Here is a 22870-nt window from a genome sequence, read left to right on the forward strand (position 1 = left end):
ATACAGTGAGTGAAATATCAGACGTGGAGCAATTTTCTACTCAATTATCTGCTCAAATTTGGGGGCATAGATTTAAAGACGGCCAAAAAGGGCCTGAGTATGTTCTTGAGTTTTTGAACGTATTAAGTGGAACACACTACAAATTAGGTGCGGATAGCTACGAAAGAAAAAAATCTACAGGGCTACGTAAATTTATATTTGAAGGGGAGAAGGAAGGCGCACAAGATGGCGTTGTTTCTTTGACTCTTGAAGAAAAGCAACATTTATATGAGATGGCATCAGATCGTGAACAGATTAGTGTTATTAGAGAGTTTTTCAGGAATCTTGAAGTACCACTGCACGACGGAAAAGGAAAAGCTGCAAATAGGTCTTGGTATGCAAAAACATTATATCCATTGCATGAATCCATGTTATTTTTTGAACTACGAACAAAAAATGGTGAACCATCGTACGAACGGAATTTTTTTGCGAGAGGTGGGGAGCTTTACTTCTTAATGCTTGGGTATGGCACTGAGAATAATTTAGAACTAAGAGAAAAGATTGAGATAAGGCTTCAATTTCTACTACAACGGAATAAGCAAGTTGAAAATATTGTCTCGAAACTTTTAGAGACGTTAGACAAGGCTGAACAAGAGAAAAAAGATTTTTATCCATTAAGGAAAGTAGACGAGAAGACTAAAGAATATCCACATTTACCTGTAATAGATGATCCTATCTACACAGATTTCGCGAAGGAACTTCATCAACTCATTTCTTTAAATATTGATATTTATGAAATGTTTGAGCTTATGACTAGTCTTATAACCTTCCAATTGTCTCGGTATATGCTACATCGAGCGAATAATATACAGGAAAATAAAGTAACCCATTTCTTTGACTGTCTAGATGGACGAATAGGACCAATACAAACTTTATCTGGAAGGTCCTTTAGTGAAAATGAGCTACTAATTAAAAATAAGTTTGAGTCTTTCTTTGAGAACATCTTCTCAGAGAAGATTCAAGATGAAGAATATGTGAATAATAATCTTGCTAAATGGAAAGAAAACCCTGATGACTTCTTGGCTTTCCTTGGGTTAAAACGTTTATCAAAAGTGAGAAAGAATAAAGTACTTAAAGTTTTAAATAAATGTAATGATTATCAAGACTTATCAACAAAACTTTACTCAGTAGTTAAGGATATAATTTCTGATCAGCTCAAGAAACACCAACTAAATATAGTTAGGAGTTTAACGAGAGATGGTGGTTTTGGTGGGTACAAAGCGGGAAGTAAATACCGTTATTTTATGACTGACAATTTCTTACAAGTTTTGGTTTATATTGCTGTAAAACCTAAAGGATCAATGGAGTTTAACAAATTCCTAGAAGCTATCTATGATAGATTTGGGTTTATCATCGGAGAAGTTGAAGCTAAAAGGGATGGTATTTACGAAAAATCTAAAATAAATATTAGTTACTTTCAGAAAAACGAATATGCATTACGTGAAAAATTACGTCAGAATGGTTTACTAGTTGAATATTCAGATGCAACAGCAATGATTCGAAATCCTTACGAAGCAGTAGAAGTCCAGGTGGTAAAATGAAAAAGCATAACGAATTATTAGGAAAATGGATTTATTATGTTTTAAATAATCATTTCGATAATCAAAATAGTGAAAATGCCAATAAGCTCTTCATAAAAATTAATGGGTTAACTCAAGAGAATATTGAAGCTGTATTGCACGAATTGAGAGAAAACAAATCTAAACTAGAAGGATACTATTCTCCTGTTATTCGTACGATTAAACCTGTAGAAGGGTTTGATGAGTATAGACTAAGAGATATAGAAACCTCTACTAGACTTCGTAACTACACAATTACTAATCAAGCACTAATCATGATAATTAATGAGAATACCCCTGAAGGTCAAAGCTTAGAGAATATATTCTCAATAGACGAAGCTTATCTTCTTTCTGAAGAAGGATTTAAAGGGCTGTATTTCTTACTTTTTAACCATTACAATTTAGCGGAAGAAGAAATTGATACAGTAAAAAACTTCATGGAAATGTACAATCAGTTAACTGACCCTCAGCTACGTTTTGTGCTGCGTTTTATGTCAGCAATCATAAATAACAATTCTCCATCTATAATAGAGCGTATTCAGACTAGCTTGCCAGAATTGAACCTATTTAAGGATAATGACCTACTCATTCCTAAAGGCCAAAAGAGTTTAAAAGCTAATCACCTGTTGGCTAATTTACAAAAGACTAATGGTGACCTTGATCCCGAGGATCTTCAAAATAAGCTATATGATTTCCTGGAATCCGAAGAGAAAAATAGTTATCCTAGTGAATTGTGGAATAAAACAACGCAGGATACCTTCGAATTAGAAGCAATAAACTTTTTAAGCCAGAAAAGTTTAGAATTACTAAAATATGATTTTAGTTTAATCCAATCTATATTTAAATTTAAAGTAAAAACACTCCTTCCGGATAAAATAAGAAATGTGTTACCTCTCGAAGAGTACACAAAGGAACAAAAAGAAAGTGTTGAAGAAGGCATATCTGCTATTGAAAAGGCCGATGATGCTGACGATATGCAGGAGTTTTATGATGAGTTTGAAGGAGACATGGCCAAAGACTCTGGACTAGTAAAGACCATAAGTCGAAAAATTGAAAAAGTAAGACATCCTAAAGATTATAAGGATTTATCTGAGGCGCTTCTATACCATACCTTTGTGCTCATAGAAGAAAATCATGAAGAGTTTACTAATGAAGAGCCGTTATTTACTCTAGAAGTAGTGAACAATAAGTTGAATCCACCTACTAAAAAAATTGCAGAAATTTTGTTAAAGAATATGAGCAATGTTGTACCATCTGTTCATTTTCAGAATGATTCTATCATTAATACAACCGAAGATGCTACCGTGAACAGTTCTGATGTAACATTAGCTCTTAAATTAATAAGTAAAGGGAATCAGTTAGGAAAAGAAAGCTTTAAAATATTAGATCTTGAAGCTTTAAATCTACTAAGTTTATTCGATTCCGTTCACGAAGGCATTCTGCCGTTTGTGAAGAATTATAAAGATGACCAGGTTGAAAAGCTCGATATAGGTGAACTTGTCAAAAACGACGTGGCTAGCTCGCTCTTACTTGATGAATCTGGAATTAAAGAGCATCATAATGCTTTTTTGAATTTTAAAAACTCGTATTCTGATATTTTGCAAAAGGCATACGAAGAAGGCATTTTCTCTATAGATTTTGATACTTATGAGAGAGAATTATCCTTTCTTTTAGAAGGTGTTACCACATCAGTATCCATTACGAATAAAATTTATAAGTATATTAATATTATTGGAGCCATTGACTATTTAGACGTAAACTTTGGAGAAATAGGTTATAGTTATGAACGCATGTTAACCATACTTAATCCTGTCCGTTTATTAAGTTTGAAACATCGGTACCAAGAAATTAATAGGCAAATCCAAGAATGGATAAATAAGTCTAAAGAAAATACCCTTGTAGTTACAAACCTAGAAGAGTATTTAAATCATGCAATAGATAAGACTTTGAAACTTGCACCAAGATATTTCACAAGTGAAGGCGATGACTCGTTTCTGATAGAAGTAAGCGAAACACTAGGTGAAGGACACTATGTTTTAAACACTACTCGTTCTGATAAGATGGATCACTTAGCAAAAGATCTTTCTAAAGAATTACTTACAAGTGTGAAGAGTTATTTTGACGTGTATCCATACGCTAAAGATGGTTTAGATATTTTATTCTTGTATTGTCAAAGCGCTGAGATTATTATCGAATCTGTTGATGCTTTGTTCAAGAAAAACAAGGATTTAAAAAAATTGAAGATCACTGTTCATAGTACTCACGCTGCTCCAATACACATGAAGTTGAATCAATGGGTTCAACGAAGAGAAGAGTACAGCCATCCTGATGGGGCTAGTACCTTCCCAAAATTGGAATTAAAAGTGATATCGGGTCATGACGTGAATGAAATATCAAAACAGATTAATAGTCATATGATTGATACAGATTTAGTTGTTCTAGCGGATTACTTTGCTCAAAGTAGTCAAATTAAATATGGCTTCGACAAAATTAATTCCTATCCTACTGATAATTGGTTCGAAGTAGTGTACAAAGAACCTTTATTGGATAACGAAGTTGTGAAAAGAATCTCTTATGTGAGTGAAGCTCTTCCACCAGTTCTAAAGTCATTCTATCAACTGCAGTATATCTCTCAGAAAAAGGAAATTCTTCATGCGGATGAATTATATGTGCTTAAGAATAAGGTTTCGTTATCGACTTTAAATAATGATCTAATTGATTTTATGCATGAGAACTTCAACTGGATTATCTTTATGGATCGATATCTAGATAAATCTTTGTTAGAAAAGACTTCAGGGAAAGCGCAGATTATTCAATATAAATCTAAAGCAGGGTCTAATAATAATTACAAGTTAATTGTCTCATCTTCAGAATATATCCGTAAGTTAAGTAACCAACAAGATGACGAATACTACGACCGCCTAACTAAGAAGCTAGGACTGATTATGAAGAATCCTAACATTACAAAAGAGAAGATGGTTGATGCAGTTCAGGAAGTTAAGAAAATATCGGGTGCTCTTGTATTAAAAGCTATTGGACCAGGGAAATATTCCCACGAAATGATTGCAACCTACCTCAGTAAGAAATTCAGGGAGCAGCAAGAAAGCAATGTATTACAAGTTTGGTCAGTATGTGACGAGCTACCTTGGTTCTCAAACAATAAAAGAAGACCTGATTTGGTAATTACAACAATGAGGGAAGAAGACGAGAAGCTACATTTAGATTTTGAACTGGTAGAGTTAAAGTTTGTTCGAAGTTCTATCTTTGAAAAAGAACGTTATGACGCAATTAAGCAAGTAGAAGCTGGGAGAAGCATTTACGAGAAACTATTCGGATTTAATGAGGACAAAACGGATGCAGAATTTTGGCGTGAGGAACTGGTTCATTACTTTATTGAAAGAAGTTCCTATTCTCCTGAAAAAGCGCATATTCTAAAGCAATTACAGGACAGGAATATGTCAGATATTAACGTTACACTTAATACGTCTATTGATGTGTATTGTTATACATCTAACTTACAAGAAAAAGGTTTTGAGAAACTCTCGGATGGAGTTTATTTTGAGAAGATCGAGGGGGAGTACCTTAATTATATGTTCTCAAGATCCTTCATTTTAGATAATTTGGGCGCCACAGAGGCCAACCAACCTGACTATGCAGATTTAGAGGGGAGCGAAAAAGCCTTTGAATTGGAATTGGTTCGAGGAAATGCTAGAGAAAATGATACTAAGAATGATATGTCTAAAGATTCTAATGAACCTAATAAAATTAAAGACAATCTTGTAAATCTAAGTGCACCAACCACATATGAAGATTTTGGGGGTGAAGATACAGAACCTGATACTACTGAGTACTTGGAAGAGGAACATCCACGAGACACTCCTGACCACCTTAATAAAGATCTACATTATGGTGATAATGAGGAAGTGCGTTCTGACTATCCTGAAGTAGTTGCGTTAGAAGGTATTGAAAATGCTAAACCAGAAGGTTCTGAAGATCAGGAGTCTCTCAAGAATGATTACGTCAGTAAACTAGAGAATAACTTCAATCGCAATAACTTAAATGTGAAAGTGAAAGAAGCGGTGATAGGTTCAAGTGTTATTAGATTAATGCTTCACATTCCATCATCTTTAAACTCTGATAAAGTATTAAAGAGAAAGCAAGACATTCAATTATGGTTGGGATTAGATCAACCTCCACACATGTTTATCGACAAGCATGGATTGAACATTGATATTGCAAGAGAAAACCCAGAAACTATTTTCTTTGAGGAATTCATGAGAATTTCTCGAGAACAATTGAGTAGAAAAGTGAAGAACACAAATTTAGTGTCACCACTAGGATTTGATCCTTTAAATAATGTTATAAGCATTGACTTTTCAGATCCTTCAACTCCTCATTTATTAACAGGAGGTACAACAGGTAGCGGAAAGAGTGTAACGTTAAATTCAATTATTTTAGGCAGTATGTGTATATATGGTCCTGACCAACTCCAGTTTGTATTTATAGATCCGAAGCAGGTTGAATTTACAGTTTACAAAGGTCTTCCACATACTAGGGATGTAGTGACAGATATTAATAAAGCTGTGCAGACATTGAATATTTTAGTAGCAGAAATGGAGAGTCGCTATAAGTTATTTGCTGACGAGTATGTGAGTAATTTAGACGAGTACGTGGAATTAACTGGAAATAAAATACCTAGAATTGTTATCGTATTTGATGAGTTCGCTGACTTTATGAGCCAAGATAAAGAAACAGCGCAACAAGTAGAAAACTCAATTCTTAGACTAGGACAAAAAGCAAGGGCCGCCGGTTTACATCTGATTATTTGTACTCAAAACCCAAAGTCAGACATTATAAACACCAACATTAGGAATAACTTAGGCGCTAGATTAGCATTAGCTGCTACAGATGCTACGGCATCTACAGTAATCTTAGGAGACGGTGGTGCTGAAAATTTAGGAGGGAAAGGAGACTTTTTGGCTAAAACAGGGGGTAATAAAGTCACTCGTGGTAAAAGCCCTTTCTTAACACCTAAGGTAAAACGAGCATTACTAAAGTATTTCGCAAGTTTAAACAATTAAATAATAATGCATCTAGATTTAAATCTAGATGCATTATTATGTGCTTTATAGTTACTGGAAAGATTGCTCCAGTAAAATTAGGAGGAAATCGTATGGCATATGGTCAACATCAAAGTTTCTATTTAAGAGACAGGTGGTTAAGTAAAGCAATTAAGCAACTAAGAACAGATAGTAGATTTTTTTATGATAAAGAGGCATTTGAGAAAATTGGTTTAGGTAAAAATATGGTTCAGTCATTAAGATTTTGGGTAGTTGCAACGAACATGGTCGAAGAAAGAACAAACGATGAACGAAAGAAAGTTCATCACGTTACGGATTTCGGGGATATTATTGACAGGTATGATAGGCATGTACAATATTATGATACAGCGGCGCTCTTGCACTATTATTTAAGCAATGAAAAAGAACCCTCAACTGTATGGTATTGGTTTTTCAATTTGCTAGATGAAACAGCGATCAGCAAAGAGGAGTTAATTAGTCAGTTTGTTAAATGGGTAGATGACAATGAAGAAAAGGAAATTTCAAATAAATCTTTAAAGAGAGACATTGACTGTTTAATAAAGCTCTATACATCCGGGGAGAATGCACTAGACCCTGAAGAGGTTATTCAAAGCCCTATAAATAAAGTGTCATTGCTTTCCGAGAGAAACGGTATAATTTATAAAAAGAGTCCTAATAGTATAGAGGACTTGGGTTTAATTGCACTATATTATACCTTGCTAGATTATTGTCATAAAAATGATGTATTTGTAGTATCTGTAGAAGAAATTATATACAGAGAGGGGTTATGGGGTAAAGTCTTTAATATGAATCGAAACTTAACGATTGAAGCTCTTCATCTCTTAACTAGTCATAAGCGTCACCCAATCATTTTTACAAGAACTAATAATCTTGATACTGTTCAGATTCCACAAAATGATCCTATTTCATTCTTAGAAGAAGAGTATAAAAGGAAGGTGCATACACATTCATGAGTTACAATGCGGTTGCTTTTAAATCAAGTGTAAATATCAAGTTTGACTTAGGTAATGAAGATTTCTTTAAGCGTTACTTACCTACACCAGCCCATGCGGATGCTCTCCAAGGACTATTAAAGGGGTTTAATGATTCAAGTGCTCCTAAGTCTCACATAATAATAGGTCCTTATGGAACAGGTAAATCGTTAATTGGAACGATTATTAGTAGTATTACATCGAAAAATGCAACAAGCGAAACAGTGAAAAATTTGCAAAATAAATTTAAAAAAGTCGATGACGATATCTATGAAGAGTTAAGCCTTATCCAGGGACAAGACATGACTTATTTACCTATAGTTCTAAATGGAAATGAAGGTAGGTTTAGAGTCTCAATTATTTCAGCGATCATGAAAAAGCTCGAAGAAAATGGTGTGCAAATCGTCACTCCTGGAGTTATTTCTAGGGTTATATCAACCATAGAAAAATGGGAGCAAAAATACCCTAAAACTTATAAGCAGTTTTTGAAGCGATTAAATGCTGAGGAGAAAGATATACAACTGTGGCGTATTGAAATTTTAAGTAGTAACGTGGAAGAGATTGAGTGGTTTAAGTCTATATTCCCTAGTCTAACTTCAGGTACTGAGTTTGTGGTGGATTATAAAGAAGACTTTATTGAACAGATAAAGATGATTATTGATGAATTATCAAAGAAAAATATCGGGTTGTTTTTAACTTATGATGAGTTCGGGCGTTTCTTGCAAACTTTAGATAGCGAATTAATTCATGAAACGATGCAAGACTTGCAGGATATTGCTGAATTAGCAGACCATTATACTAGTTATTTTCATATTTTATTAATTACACACAAGAACTTACGACAGTATTTTAACTTGCTTAAAGGTGAGCACAAGGATGAATTCCAGCGAATTGAAAAACGATTTAAGACATACCATATAAATAGTGATCAATCCACCTTTATACGGTTAACACAATCTATCTTAAATGAGTTTCATATCATGAATTCTATTCCGACTTCAAAAAAGAATGAGGTTTTGAACGTATTAAGAAGACATTCTTTCTTCCCGACATTAAATCAAGTTGAGTTAGAGAACCTCGTAGTAGAGGGAGGTTATCCTATACATCCTGTCACATTGTTTTTACTACCTCACCTCTCAAGTGTATTTGGTCAGAACGAGCGAACACTATTTACATTCTTAGAAAGTAATGAAACAGAAGGGCTATTAAATCATGTTGAAAAGAAAAACGGCTATTATTCAGCCAATCAATTATTTGATTATTTCTTCTCAGAAGACCAAAGTCTTGATATAAATGATGATGTTCAAGATATTGTTAAATTGTATAAGCAAATAAATAAAAAGGTTCCTACATCAAGTAAAAAAGATGATATTGAGAAGGATATATTAAAGTGTATTACGCTGTGGGAAATCACAGGATTGCAATCTACTCATAAATTAGATACTGAATTAATTTCATTTGCTTTAGATCGTAGTGATGAGCAAATCTCGGGTGCTTTAAATAAACTAAAGGGTTATAAAGCGGTTAGATACAACCGAATCCTTGGTTACTGGGAACTTTTCCAAGGCAGTTCAATAAATGTAGATGAAGAAATCCAATTACGCCTAGAGGAAACTTCTATTGATTCTAAAAAGCGTAAAATAGTTTTAGAGTCAGCATTAGATAAAAGATTTTACCTTGCAACTTCTTATAACGATGATAAAAGCATGACTCGTTTTGCCTCTACAAAATTCTTGTTAAGTTCTGAATTAAAAGAAGATAAAGAAATGCAAGTGAGCGAAGAAAACGATGCTATCATTTATTTTGTTGTAATGGAAAATAGTGATGAAAAAAAGAAATTGGACCATTTATTAACAAAGCATGCCGAACAAGGTGTAATATACGCCAGATCAGATTACTCTATGAAGTATATTGAAAAAACTGTTGATAAATTAATTATTATTAAACAAATGCTCGAGGACGAAGAACTATTAAAACAGGATGAAAATATAAAAAGTGAAATCATTCTAGTACAAGAAGATTTGCTTTATCAAATAAATGAATTTAACAGGGTTTGGACAGATTTTACTAAGGAAGTAACTTGGTTTTATAATGGTGAAATCGTTACTATACTTAACCAGATTAGTCTAGAGGATCAACTATCTGAAATTATGTATGATCTTTATTCACTAACTCCAGAGGTAAGAAATGATTCAATTAATAGGAGAAAAATCAATAACGTACAGTTAAAAGCAGGTAAATCAGTGGTGGATCACATTCTAGAATCTCCTTATGAGGAACAGTTTAATATTACTGGGAACGGTCCTGATTATCTAGTATACGCAACTATATTTAAGAACAACAACCTTTCTATCTCAGATTTAGAAAACATTCAACCTTATGAGTTTAAAAAAATGAGGGACGCTTTAGTAAAACAGGTTAAGACCAATACTAAAGGAACAATGAATGATATGTTATCCATCCTTACAAAATCTCCATTTGGTATTAGAAAACCTCTCGCACCTATATATTTAGTGGCATTGCTTCGGGACCTATGGGGGCAAGTCATGTTCTATAGGAACGATATGTACATTCCAGCCATCGATGGTGACAAGCTTTATAAGATGATTGAAGAGCCTAGGGAGTATGAGTATGTCTTTTATAATTTTAATACAAAGCTAGAACCATTTTTAGAAAATATAGACAAACATTTTGGTCAATATAAAAGCGAGTATGTATCTAGGCAACCTTTGATAATACAAATGAGTAGTGCTCTTATTGGTTGGTTTAGATCACTTCCTAAGTATGCGCAAGTTACGGCAAGTATGGATCAAAATTTATTGGACTTAAAAGACAGTATTAAACGCAGTGAGGTAGATCCAACATCAACTATCCACTTTCTATTTGAAAAATATAACAACGATTTTGATAACCTACTACTATGTGCTCGTGCTATTGAAGAATTCATTAACGAACAGTTATTAAGTGTGATGGATGTAATATTAAGTCTCACTCAGACCGAGTCATATAAAGAGCTAGTAATTTGGGCTGAAAATCAAGATGGAATAGTTAAGAAGCAAAATTTAACAGTTAAAAGTATTTTATCTTTACAAAATCAAGAGAATTGGGTTCGAAAATTCATTCTAAATTACACTGGCGTATCCATCGAGAACTGGTCGGATGCTACATTTGAGATGTTAAAGAAACAAATTGATAGAGACGTTCAATCGATTCAAAACTTAGGCGAAGAAGTCCAGGCACATAAATTACAAATAGATGGTAAAAATGTTATTATAAAAAATGATACAGAGTTATCTACTAAGTCAAAAACCATCTACGAAAACGTCTACAGGATGATTAATAACGCTGGACGAACAATACCACGTGATGAAGTAGAATATATAATTTATAAATTGGTAAATGAATTTGTAGAGTAATGAGGTGGGAAAGTTATGAGGAAGAAAGTACATGTTGCTATGTTTAGTGGCGGCGCGGCTAGTGCCTATGTAGCAAACCATATGGTACAAACGCATGGAAAAGAGAATTCAATTTTATTCTTCACAAATACATTATGGGAAGATGAAGATAATTATAGATTTATGAATGAAATCTCTGAAAGCATTGGTATTGAAATTACAGAACGAGTCGATGGAAGAACGCCAGAGGAAGTTTTCTATGACCATAAATTCTTAGGAAATTCTAGGCTCGCAAAGTGCTCTGAAGAGTTAAAGGTATATCAAACCATTACTTTCTTAGAAGAGTTAAGGGATAATGAAAACTTAGAACCTATTCTTTACTTTGGAATTGGACCGCATGAAAGTCATCGTGCCGACAATCTTAAAGACTTCTACGAACACAATCCAATTGAACCTATCGAAACCCGTTTTCCCATGATTGAAACGTTTAGGGAAGATCTAGATGTAAAATCTATCATTGAAAACGAATGGAAAATTAAACTGCCAAGAATGTATGCGCTAGGATTCAGTCATGCCAATTGTGCAGGCCGATGCGTACGTGGTGGATTCCAACACTATGCTCAATTATATAGCATTTGGCCTGATCGTTATCAGGAACAAGAAAAGATGGAAGATAATTTTAGAGAACATTTTGAAAAGAACGTGTCTATTCTAAAAAAAGATAGTAAACCATATACCCTGAAAGAATACCGTGAGCAAATGGATAGAGAAGGAATTGATAAATTCTTGAAAGTGCAAGATAATACGGTTCCTTGTGTTTGTTCGTTTTCTTAAAATCTCTGAAGCTAGACATAACGAGCCGGAAATATTAAAAAAAGGGTTCTGGACATCGGATTTTGATGGCCGGACCTTTTTTTTATGAATCAAATTGTATTTTGGGAGTTGCTTTAGCGTTAGTATTATAATGATTTGTTTTAATCATATCTAGCCTAAGAAAGGCTTGCGGATAGATAATAGTTTATGTGTGAAATGGCTCTTAATTAGTTTTGGGAAGAGTAGAAATAAATAGTATCGGAAAATAAAAACGTCGCCTGCTTTAATGTTGCAGTGCAGTTCTTCGCTAATCTCACGTTCAATTGCTGTTTGTAGGTCTTTCTCCGGCTTCTACTTTGCCACCGGGATATTCCCACCAGTGTATGAAGATACAACGAGTATAGCAGTTTGCGAAAATTTCTTCACTACAGATGGTCGTTTTCGAATTTGTTTGGTGGGGGATATAACTGTATAAGAATAAAGGGGGATTCGATGAAAAGGTTAAAATTAGCCTTTATTTATATGGCGACATTCTTTGGCATAAGCACAATAATGAGTTACATAATAGAAAACAAATTTGATCAAAATCTTGTGCTGGCACAAACGGTAGCTGGGCTTCTCATTGGAGTGTTTTTAGCGCCGCAGTTCAATGAAGCCGACAGTGGCAAAAAGTCGCGGAAACAAGTTGTGGGGAAATCCATAACCAATCTGATGTACCTTTTTCTGTCTCTTTTTTTAATCATATTGTGTTTGAATTTGATACAGGAATCGCCGGATTGGAAAACAACGGCGTTTATGGGTGTACTTTTGCTTATTACCTTTTTGATCAGAATATTATATAAAAACAAACGTTAAAATAGAGGGCCCTTTATCGTAATGTTGATACATATAAATTCATATGAAAGGGGACTTTTCTTAATGAATCGGGACACAGCCATACAGCAGCTGGCTTTTTTCATAGGGGAATGGAAACTGGAAGTCATACACCCGCATCTGGGAGCTATTTCCGGGAGGACCGTGTTTGAGTGGATGGAAAAAGAGCAATACATGATGCAGCGCATCCGTATTGATCAACCGGATTTCCCGGGCAGTACGATTATTTATGACTACGACCCAAAGACAGGTACGTACCTGCAGCATTATTTTGATTCGCGGGGCGTAACGCGTCTCTATCAGATGAGTCTGGCTCATCATACGTGGAAGCTGTGGAGAGAGGTTTCGGACTTTTCCCCGTTGGATTTCTCCCAGCGCTTTACGGGCGAGATCAATGCATCCCAGGATGTTATTCAAAGCGTCTGGGAAAAAGCATACGACGGGGTGACCTGGGAGCATGATTTCAGATTGATTTATAGAAAAGTTTTGTAAGGAATAAATGCTGAAAGCCAAAAAAGATCTCTTATTGAAACACGTCAATAAGAGATCTTTTCTGCTTTCATAAACCGTTGCAGCGTACCATACTTATTCCATGTGTTTGATTGTTTCTCCTGGAATAAGTACCGGCTGGTAGTAGGTTTCGTTGGGCAGGTCTTTGTGGTTTTTTAGTTTTTTAATAATCCAATCGGCTGCCTCTCGTCCCATTTGTTCCTGGGGGTGGGTTAACGTTGACAGCTTAATATTGGCCGTTTTCGCAATATAGGAATTGTCCTGGCCAATAATGGAAAGCTCATCCGGAATGGAGATGCCAAGCTTTCGGCATACCGTGACCACCTCTAATCCCACTTCATCGTTATAACAGACGAGCGCGGTCAGTGCCTCTTTATTTTCAGCCAAAAACGTTTCCAGATGAGTATGCAGTTCTGCTTTCGTTTCTGTATTGAATGAGAGCACATGCTCCGGCTGAAACTGCAGCCTGTATTCCCCGAGCGCTTTGATATATCCTTTCATTCTATACTTTCCCTGCAGATCATCTGTCTTGGAAATGAGCCCGATCTGCGTATGGCCTTTGGAAATCAGCTCTTTCGTGGCGAGGTAGCTCGACTGCACGTCATCCAGGCAAAAGAAGGGCACCTCTAATTCCTCGTAGTGTGCATTAATCATAACGAACGGAATTCCCTGGGCCTTAAACGATAAGTAGTAGGAAAGGTTGGGGTTGTACAGATTGCTTTTCGTCGGCTCCACGATCAGTCCGTTTACGCCAAAGGACAGCATCATTTCCAGCGCTTTCTTTTCCTGCGCTGCGTCGTTGTTGGTACTCGCGAGAAGCAGGGAATAGTTTTCCTCATTTAATTTCCCTTCTACTCCGCGGATGATGGAAGGGAATATATAATCCGAAATATACGTCGTGATCACGCCGATTATTTTGTTGTTGGCAGTCACCCGGGCCTTTGCCTGGTACTGGTCGCTTACATACGTGCCGGAGCCTTTTTCACTTCGTAAATAGCCTTCGTTCGCCAGTTCAAGAATAGCCTTGCGGACCGTATGGCGGCTTACCTTATACATGTCCTGCAGGACGGATTCAGTAGGGATTCGTTCGCCGGCCTCGTAGTCGCCGGTAAGGATGTTGCTTTTTATATCTTCAAACAGCTCCTGGTATTTTGGTTTCATCGGCTCACATCTTTCTGTAAAGTTGGTTCGTATAAGTATCAGCTGAAACGATTTGTATGGACATATTATATCGCGGCAGTGATTAAATGAAAAGTTATCCTAAAGTCACGACTAAAATACACACTCGAAATGGATACCACAGCGGATCCATTTCTTTTTTGTATTTTTAATTTGTTCGTATAAATAATATTAATATTGACATATGTACGTACAAAAAATACAATGAACGTATTAAAAGCGCTGAAGTTTTTATGTTTTTTTGAAATCGCTGTCAATAAGGAGGGGTATGTGATTGCAAATTCATTAGATACTAAACGTGCCATTACGGAAGGAAACACTTCACTTGGAATAGAATTCGGATCCACCCGTATTAAAGCGGTATTAATGACTAACGATTTTGACGTGATCGCGTCGGGGAGTCACGAATGGGAGAATCTTTTCATAAATGGTTTTTGGACGTACCATCCGGCGGATATCACGGCCGGCATGCAGGCAGCCTACAGGGACATGACAATGCAGGTGGAAAAGGAGTACGGAATATCTGTGCAGGTAATTGGTTCTATCGGGATCTCCGGGATGATGCACGGCTATATGGCATTTGATCAAGCAGGTGAACTGCTTACGCCGTTTCGTACGTGGCGCAACACGACTACCGGTGTCGCAGCCGGACAGCTAACGGATACGTTTCAATTCAACATCCCGGAGCGCTGGAGTATTGCCCATCTCTACCAGGCGGTTCTGGATAAAGAGGAGCATTTGGAGCACGTTGATTTTATGACGACGTTATCCGGATACATTCACTGGCTGCTGACCGGGACGAAAGCAATCGGCATCGGCGAGGCTTCGGGGATGTTTCCGATTGATGCCTCGACGCAGGATTATAACGATTCAATGATTAAAATGTTTGATGAGCTTACAGACCAATACTCCTGGAACATCAAAAATATTCTTCCGCCCATCTATACGGCAGGAGAGCAGGCAGGAACACTGTCACAAGCCGGAGCCGGGATGCTGGATACATCGAAAAAGCTGCAGCCGGGTATTCCGTTCTGCCCGCCGGAAGGGGACGCAGGGACCGGGATGGTGGCGACAAACAGCGTGAGGCAGCGTACCGGCAACGTGTCTGTAGGCACGTCCGTATTTGCCATGATCGTGCTGGAAAAAGAACTTCAAAAAGTCCTCCCGGAAATTGACCTGGTCACAACGCCGGCCGGCAGACCGGTTGGAATGATTCATGCGAATAACTGTTCAAGCGATATCAATGCCTGGCTGACATTGTTTAAAGAATTCTATGAGGCCATGGGTCACACGGCAGATATGAATACCGTATTTGAGGTCATGCTGAAACAGTCACTGCAGGCCGAACCGGAGGGCGGGGGAATGGTCAGCTACGGCTATTTCTCGGGTGAAACGATTACAGGGTTTCAGGAAGGACGGCCGCTGCTGGTCCGTTCCCCGGAGAGTGATTTCAACCTAGCAAACGTCATGCGAGTGCATCTGTATACTGCTTTTGCCGTATTGAAAATAGGCATGGATATTCTGGCTGAAGAAGAAAATATCGCCATTGATAAAATACTGGCTCACGGCGGTTTATTTAAAACACCGCTCGTCGGCCAGAAAATACTGGCGGCTGTAATGAATGCTCCGGTGTCCGTCATGAAAACAGCAGGCGAAGGCGGGGCATGGGGAAGTGCGGTTCTCGCCTCGTATATGATAAACAAAGACCAACAGGAAAGCTTGGAAGATTTTCTTGATAACAAAGTGTTTGAAAGCGTAGAGGAGCAGAAGGTTTATCCAGAGGAAACGGATGTGAAAGGATTTGAAACATATATCGAAAGGTACAAAAAAGGATTAGCGGTGGAACAGGCAGCGGTAGATCATGTAGCAGGAAACTGGAGGAGTTAATGTGTTGGAAAAACTGAAACAAGAAGTATTTCAGGCGAACCTGGATCTGCCTAAACACGGATTGGTAAAACACACGTGGGGAAACGCCAGTGCCATTGACCGGGAAACAGGATTGTTTGTAATTAAGCCGAGCGGCGTGGAGTATGCAACGCTGAAAGCAGAGGATATGGTAGTCGTTGATTTGAATGGCATCACGGTAGAAGGGAAATTGAATCCTTCCTCAGACACAGCGACGCACGCAGCCCTGTACAGGCATTATCCGGAAATTGGGGGCATTGCACACACGCATTCCACCTGGGCAACCATCTGGGCGCAGGCAGGCCTTGATGTGCCGGCGATGGGAACGACGCATGCCGACACGTTTTACGGCTCCGTTCCCTGTGCCCGCCAGTTAACAAAAGAAGAGGTAGACCGCGGGTACGAAGAGGAAACCGGAAATCTGATTATCGAAACGTTTGAAGAACGCGGGCTCGATATTCTGGCCGTGCCGGGCATTTTAATTCACGGCCATGCCCCATTCACGTGGGGGAAAGATGCAGCGGCAGCGGTTCTGAACAGCCTTGTGCTGGACGAAGTAGCGAAACTGAATTTGTACACACGGGAATTAAATCATTTTGCCAAAGAGCTGCCGCAGCATATTTTAGACAAACATTATTTACGAAAACATGGAGAAAATGCCTATTACGGCCAGAAATAATTTAATTTAACTAGAGAAAAGAGGAATACTATGCCGAAGGAATTTTGGTTTGTCGTAGGTTCGCAGCATCTTTACGGAGAAGAGGCGTTAGCCAAAGTGAAAGCGAATGCCCAGACAATAACGGATGCGTTAAATGAAAGCGGCGTGCTGCCATATCCGCTGGTGCTGCAGGACCTGGCGGTGAGCGCAGATAACATCACAAACATAATGAAAGAAGTGAACTATCAGGATAAAGTGGCCGGTGTTATTACGTGGATGCACACTTTTTCCCCTGCGAAAAATTGGATCCGCGGTACGTCGTTATTACAAAAGCCATTGCTCCATCTGGCCACCCAGTTCAATGAAAAAATTCCCTGGGATACGATTGATATGGACTTCATGAATCTAAACCAGTCAGCCCACGGGGACCGCGAGTACGGCTTTATCAATGCCCGTTTGAACAAAAAAAATAAAGTGGTCGTCGGCTACTGGGGACGAAAGGACGTGCAGCGGCAGATTGCTGAATGGATGGACGTCGCCGTAGTGTACAATGAAAGCTTTACCATTAAAGTGGCCCGTTTCGGGGACAATATGCGCCACGTCGGCGTAACCGAAGGGGATAAAATAGAAGCGCAGATTCAATTTGGCTGGACGGTGGATTACTTTGGCATCGGGGACCTTGTGGAGTATGTGAAAGCGGTGAAAGAAGAAGAGATAACGGCTCTATTGGAAGAATACCAGGAATTGTATATATGCGAGTATGGGTCATATAAAAAAGAAGACTGGGAAGCGAGCGTCAAGGTACAGGCAGGGTATGAGATTGCGATCAGGCGTTTCCTGGAGGACGGGGGCTACAACGCTTTTACGACAAATTTTGAGGATTTACATGGCATGAAGCAGCTTCCGGGTCTTGCTGTACAGCGCTTGATGGCGCAGGGATATGGGTTTGCAGCTGAAGGAGACTGGAAAACGGCGGCTCTCGACCGTCTTCTCAAAGTGATGAGTCACAACCAGTCAACCGGCTTTATGGAAGACTATGTATATGAGCTGTCTGCTGGACAGGAGTCCGTGCTTCAATCGCATATGCTTGAAGTGGATCCAACCCTGGCAGCAGGTAAACCAAAAATTGTCGTATCCAGACTGGATATCGGCGGCAGAGAAGATCCGGCGCGTCTGGTCTTTGATGGAAAAGCAGGCGATGGTGTAGTTGTCTCCATGATAGACCTTGGTACGCACTACAAGCTGTTAGTTAACGAAGTGTCTGCATTTGAGCCGGACGTTTCCGCGCCCAACCTTCCAACCGCCCGCGTGCTCTGGGAGATTAAGCCGAATTTTCAGGACGGCGTTAAAGCCTGGATTGAAAATGGCGGCGGCCACCACACTGTCGTGTCGCTGAACCTGACGACAGACCAAATAGTAACCTACGCAAAACTTGTCGATCTGGAATGTGTTGTTATTAAGTGATACCAGCACCACCCATCGTAAAGAACCCAAAGACGCTCCGGCGTCTTTTTTTTGCGTGTTTTTCTGCAATAGGATGTATAACACGTATTACTTAGCAAAGAAGACGCAATTATATAATACAGAACACATAGTTAGAATACCGTTATGTAATCGCTTACTATAATGAGGTTATATCAAATCGAACTAACGAACATAACGAGAGGAGGAAGAGTATAAAATTTTGTGCTCTCATTAACCGAATACTTTTTCGTGCTCTTCATCTATATCGTTAAAAAAACTATACGATTTCCATCAGGCGGCCGGGTATACAAGACAACGGATCAATCTGCAGGCGGATACGAATGTTGATTTAAAAAATGATACCGCTGTCATACGGGGGTTTCTTAATATCAAAAAAATGAAATTTATCATTTTAGAATAGGAGAAAAAAATGGAAGCGATAAAAAAAGAAGAAATGCAGCCTCAAAAACAGATGAATCAAAGGGAGATGCCTTTCAAGCAGTTATTGGGAGACGGTATTGGACAGTTTGGTATGACACTGCTTGGTACGCTGACAGCCGTCCTGCTGTTTTATTATACCGACGTAGTTGGTATATCTGCAGGGTTAGTTGGTACATTGCTTCTGGTGGCTCGTTTTTCCGATGGCTTTACGGATTTATTCATGGGTAACGTCATTGATAATACGAAATCAAAGCACGGAAAAGCACGTCCGTGGATACTCTGGATGGTCTTTCCGGCTATGATAGCAGCCATCGCCCTATTTAATGTACCGGATATTGGTTCTACCGGCCAGGCTGTTTATATACTCGTAACCAATATTATATTTTTCTCTATCTGTATGACCATTTTAACGGTGGCGTACTTTTCACTAATGGCCCTTACGACTAGAAATCACCATGATCGTTCCTTATTAGGAATAACCCGTGCTCTATTTAATGTTCCTGCCGGAATGATCATGAGTGCCGGTCTGATTCCAATTCTCGCAGCATTCGGCGGCGGCCAGCAGACGTGGACGATTGCCATTATCGTTATCAGCAGCATCGCAGTAGTGACATTATTGATTACGTTTAAAACGTCGAAAGAAGTTGTAACATCGGTTGAAAGATCAGAGATTGAAAGAAAGATTCCGTACAAAGAGAAAGTGAAAATCTTATTTAAAAACAAATATTTAGTTAAATTACTGTTGACCGGGATTTTTATCAATACATTATTTAACATCAACACAGCGGCAGGCGTTTATTACGCTATATACATCTGGGAGGATGTTAACCTCGTAGCGGTGATAGGCGGAGTAACCTTTCTGCCTTTGATTTTTGTTTTGTTTCTGCTTCCTCCTATTATTAAGAAATTCGGAAAAAAGCATGTCATTATAGCGGGTTCCATTATGGGGATCATTGGTAACTTTGTCCGGTTAATTGATCCGTATAGTATTTCCATCGGCTTGACCGGCATGCTGATCGTTTCGATAGGGCTGGTTCCTTTAATTGCACTGATAGGGCCAATGATTAACGATACGATTGAGTACGGGGAATGGCAGTCCAATGTCCGGATGGAAGCGACTGTAAATGGATTCAACAGTTTCGTAACAAAAGCCGGAGTTGGTATAGGAACGGCTATCGTTGCATGGTCTCTTGCTTTTGGGGGATACGCCGAAGGCCAGGCCGCTCAGCCTGACTTAGCCAATCATATGATTATCGCTATGAACACGTACATTCCAGCCATACTGTATGTAATTATGATCATCTCCTTAGCCCGTTATGATCTGTATAAAATCTATCCATCCATTATTGCCGATCTGGAAAAACGAAATAACCAGACGGAATAAGGCATTCATTTCGAAACGAATTTTTGTTATCTCAAAATAAATATCAAATACGTACATTATTTTATTAATTTGACTAATGGGAAGGGATTTAATCGTGAAAAAACATGCATTTCATCTTGACTGGGAGTTTAAGAAGGAAGAAGCAGCTGAGTGGACCTCCATCGTATTGCCTCATGATGCGATGCTGGCGGAAACGAGAGATCCCGAGTGCGGAAACGGAGCCAACACCGGCTATTTTCCCGGGGGGAAGTATCTCTACCGGAAGAAATTTAAGGTTGAGGAAAAATGGAAAGCGGAACATTTTATGTTGGAATTTGAAGGTGTCTACTGCAACAGCGAGGTATTTATTAATGGAAAAAAGGCGGGAGGACACCGCTATGGCTATACCAATTTCTATATAGACATTACCGACTTTATTTATACAGACCGGGATAAGCACAATGAAATACTCGTTAAGGTGGATAATTCCAAAGAACCAAACAGCCGATGGTATACAGGCAGCGGCATCTACCGCCCTGTGCATTTATTTACCGGAGGCCGGGCGTATATTCCCCCAAACAAAGTGAAGGTTACAGCGGAGACGGAAGACATTGCTGTAGAAACACGTTATATATCAAACAATGAGAATATAAGCGTGCATACGGAGATACTTCATAATAATGAATTGGTTGTAACGTCAAGCACGATGGAGAGCGGTGTGCAGCTATTACATGTTCCGCATGCTAATAAATGGAGTGCGGAGTCTCCGAATCTATACCGCTGTCGCATTTCTTTACTGGAAGATGGAGAACTGCTTGATAGCCATGAAACAGAATTTGGTATTCGCAGCATTTCGGTCAGCGCCCGAAATGGTTTACGTATTAATGGAGAAGAAGTGAAGCTGCGGGGTGCCTGCATTCATCATGATAATGGCATCCTGGGCGCAGCTACGTATGAAGATGCGGAAAAAAGGCGGATCAGCATTTTAAAGGAAGCTGGCTTTAATGCTGTACGGGCCGGCCACAATCCTTTATCCAAAGCCATTCTTCAGGCCTGTGACCGGTACGGGCTCTATGTGATCGATGAGACATTTGATCAGTGGTATATTCCTAAAACGAAATACGATTACGCTTCTATATTTGAAGAAGACTGGGAAATGGATACCAAAGCTATGGTGGAAAAAGACTATAATCATCCATCCGTCATTATGTATTCAATTGGCAATGAAGTCAGCGAAACAATAGATGAGAGAGGAATTGAGCTTACTGAAAAGCAGGCGGACAAGGTACGTGAACTTGACCCGACAAGGCCCGTCACGATTGGAATCAACCTTTTTCTAAATGGTTTCGCAAAGCTTGGAATGGGCATTTACAGCGAAGACAAGATAGACAAAAAGGAGAAAAAACCCAAAAAGTCCCAAAAAGAAAAAAAGAAGCAAGCGAGCGGAAGCGAATTTATTAACAATATGATGACCGCAATGGGGTCATTTATGAATAATTTCGGACGTCTGCCTCTTGTGGACAAAGCGACAAGAGATGCTTTTGCAAAAGTGGATGTAGCCGGCTATAACTACGGCAGTGGACGCTATAAAATGGAGCGGAAAAAACATCCGGATCGTGTAATAGTAGGAAGTGAAACATTCCCGGGCGACTTAGCTAAAAACTGGGAAATGGTGAAGAAATACCCTTATCTCATAGGTGATTTCATCTGGACCGGGTTTGATTACCTCGGAGAAGCCGGGTTAGGAGCCAGTACGTATCCAGGGCAGAAAAACAGCAACCCAAAGCCATATCCGTGGCTGTTATTTGGCGGCGGTGTGATTGATATAACGGGTTACCAGACACCGCAGGCCGCTTACAATAAAGTGGTCTGGGGACTGGTGGACCACCCAATCATTGCCGTGGAGCCGGTTCATTATTATCCGGACAAACCGATCGAGTCGATGTGGCGCCATTCGGATGGAGCAGCGAGCTGGGCCTGGGATCATTGTGAAGGGAAAAAAGCGACGGTGGAAGTATACAGCGCAGCCCCGCAGGTAGAACTTCTTTTGAATGGAAAATCAATCGGCACTAAAAAAGCCGGCGAAGCAAATAAATATAAAGCCGTCTTTAAAAACATTTCCTATGAAGCGGGAACCTTGACAGCTGTCAGCAAAGACAAAAAAGGTAAAGAGTTATCGACTAATTATTTGAAGTCGGCTGATGACAGTTTAATGTTACGCGTTGAGGCAGAAAGAAGTGCGCTGTATGCCAACGGCCAGGATCTGGGCTATATAAATATTGCCTTTACAGACGATCAGGGAATCGTGAAGGTGCTCGAAAACAGAACGATAACAGTTGAAGTGGAAGGACCCGGAGAGTTGATTGCCTTCGGCAGTGCCAACCCATATACAGAGGAGAGCTTCTTGACCGGTTCGCATGCGCCATACCGGGGACGGGCACAGGCCATTGTTCGTGCCGCTGTAGATCCCGGGACAATAAAAGTATACGTTACGGCGGAAGGCTGCGAACCGGCAGAAGTGCAGATAGCGGTGAATGAATCATGGACCGTTCATAAAAGAGAAACAGTTTTAGTTGAATAAAATATGAGGAGAGGTAA

At 39.1% G+C, this 22870-nt stretch carries 13 protein-coding genes; 12 read left to right on the forward strand and 1 reads right to left on the reverse strand.

Going from position 1 to position 22870, the window contains the following annotated elements; all coding sequences use genetic code 11:
- The first annotated feature begins 5 nt into the window (after positions 1-5).
- From AC5W2J_RS14500 to AC5W2J_RS14530, 7 genes are all read left to right on the forward strand, one after another.
- The gene (locus tag AC5W2J_RS14500; protein ID WP_496060173.1) at positions 6-1580 is read left to right on the forward strand and encodes a hypothetical protein; all 1575 of its coding nucleotides are present in this window, start codon (positions 6-8) and stop codon (positions 1578-1580) included.
- A complete protein-coding gene (locus AC5W2J_RS14505) occupies positions 1577-6679 on the forward strand; it encodes an FtsK/SpoIIIE domain-containing protein (protein ID WP_496060174.1) in 5103 nt (1700 codons plus the stop codon). Before AC5W2J_RS14500 ends, AC5W2J_RS14505 begins: the two co-directional genes overlap by 4 nt.
- 92 nt (positions 6680-6771) lie before the next feature.
- Positions 6772-7653, forward strand: coding sequence for a DUF4007 family protein (locus AC5W2J_RS14510; protein ID WP_496060175.1), 882 nt, complete (start codon positions 6772-6774; stop codon positions 7651-7653).
- Positions 7650-11087, forward strand: coding sequence for a DUF6079 family protein (locus AC5W2J_RS14515; protein WP_496060176.1), 3438 nt, complete (start codon positions 7650-7652; stop codon positions 11085-11087). Before AC5W2J_RS14510 ends, AC5W2J_RS14515 begins: the two co-directional genes overlap by 4 nt.
- 15 nt (positions 11088-11102) lie before the next feature.
- Positions 11103-11900, forward strand: a complete 798-nt coding sequence (locus AC5W2J_RS14520) for a phosphoadenosine phosphosulfate reductase domain-containing protein (RefSeq protein ID WP_496060177.1) — start codon at positions 11103-11105, stop codon at positions 11898-11900.
- Between the two features lie 471 nt (positions 11901-12371).
- Positions 12372-12734 (forward strand): hypothetical protein, encoded by a 363-nt coding sequence (locus tag AC5W2J_RS14525; RefSeq protein ID WP_496060178.1) that lies wholly within the window; start codon positions 12372-12374, stop codon positions 12732-12734.
- 63 nt (positions 12735-12797) lie between these two features.
- Entirely contained in the window at positions 12798-13244 is a 447-nt protein-coding gene (locus AC5W2J_RS14530) for a hypothetical protein (RefSeq protein ID WP_496060179.1), read from the forward strand.
- 93 nt (positions 13245-13337) lie between these two features.
- Here AC5W2J_RS14530 and AC5W2J_RS14535 read toward each other — a convergent pair whose 3' ends face one another.
- The gene (locus tag AC5W2J_RS14535; protein ID WP_496060180.1) at positions 13338-14423 is read right to left on the reverse strand and encodes a GntR family transcriptional regulator; all 1086 of its coding nucleotides are present in this window, start codon (positions 14421-14423) and stop codon (positions 13338-13340) included.
- A 288-nt stretch (positions 14424-14711) separates the two neighbouring features.
- Between AC5W2J_RS14535 and AC5W2J_RS14540 the strand changes: the two genes are divergently transcribed.
- The 5 genes from AC5W2J_RS14540 (at position 14712) to AC5W2J_RS14560 (ending at position 22853) form a co-directional block, all read left to right on the forward strand.
- Complete coding sequence (locus AC5W2J_RS14540) at positions 14712-16328, forward strand: xylulokinase (RefSeq protein ID WP_496060181.1); 1617 nt, start codon at positions 14712-14714, stop codon at positions 16326-16328.
- Between the two features lies 1 nt (position 16329).
- A complete protein-coding gene (locus AC5W2J_RS14545) occupies positions 16330-17025 on the forward strand; it encodes an L-ribulose-5-phosphate 4-epimerase (RefSeq protein WP_496060182.1) in 696 nt (231 codons plus the stop codon).
- Between the two features lie 30 nt (positions 17026-17055).
- Positions 17056-18468 (forward strand): L-arabinose isomerase, encoded by a 1413-nt coding sequence (gene araA / locus AC5W2J_RS14550; RefSeq protein ID WP_496060183.1) that lies wholly within the window; start codon positions 17056-17058, stop codon positions 18466-18468.
- Between the two features lie 430 nt (positions 18469-18898).
- Positions 18899-20293 carry an MFS transporter gene (locus AC5W2J_RS14555; RefSeq protein WP_496060184.1) on the forward strand — a complete coding sequence of 465 codons (1395 nt, stop codon included), beginning with the start codon at positions 18899-18901 and terminating at the stop codon, positions 20291-20293.
- A gap of 94 nt (positions 20294-20387) precedes the next feature.
- Positions 20388-22853, forward strand: coding sequence for a glycoside hydrolase family 2 TIM barrel-domain containing protein (locus tag AC5W2J_RS14560; RefSeq protein ID WP_496060185.1), 2466 nt, complete (start codon positions 20388-20390; stop codon positions 22851-22853).
- Positions 22854-22870: the final 17 nt, after the last annotated feature.

The sequence above is a fragment of the Sinobaca sp. SA16-1 genome (genome assembly GCF_059510515.1).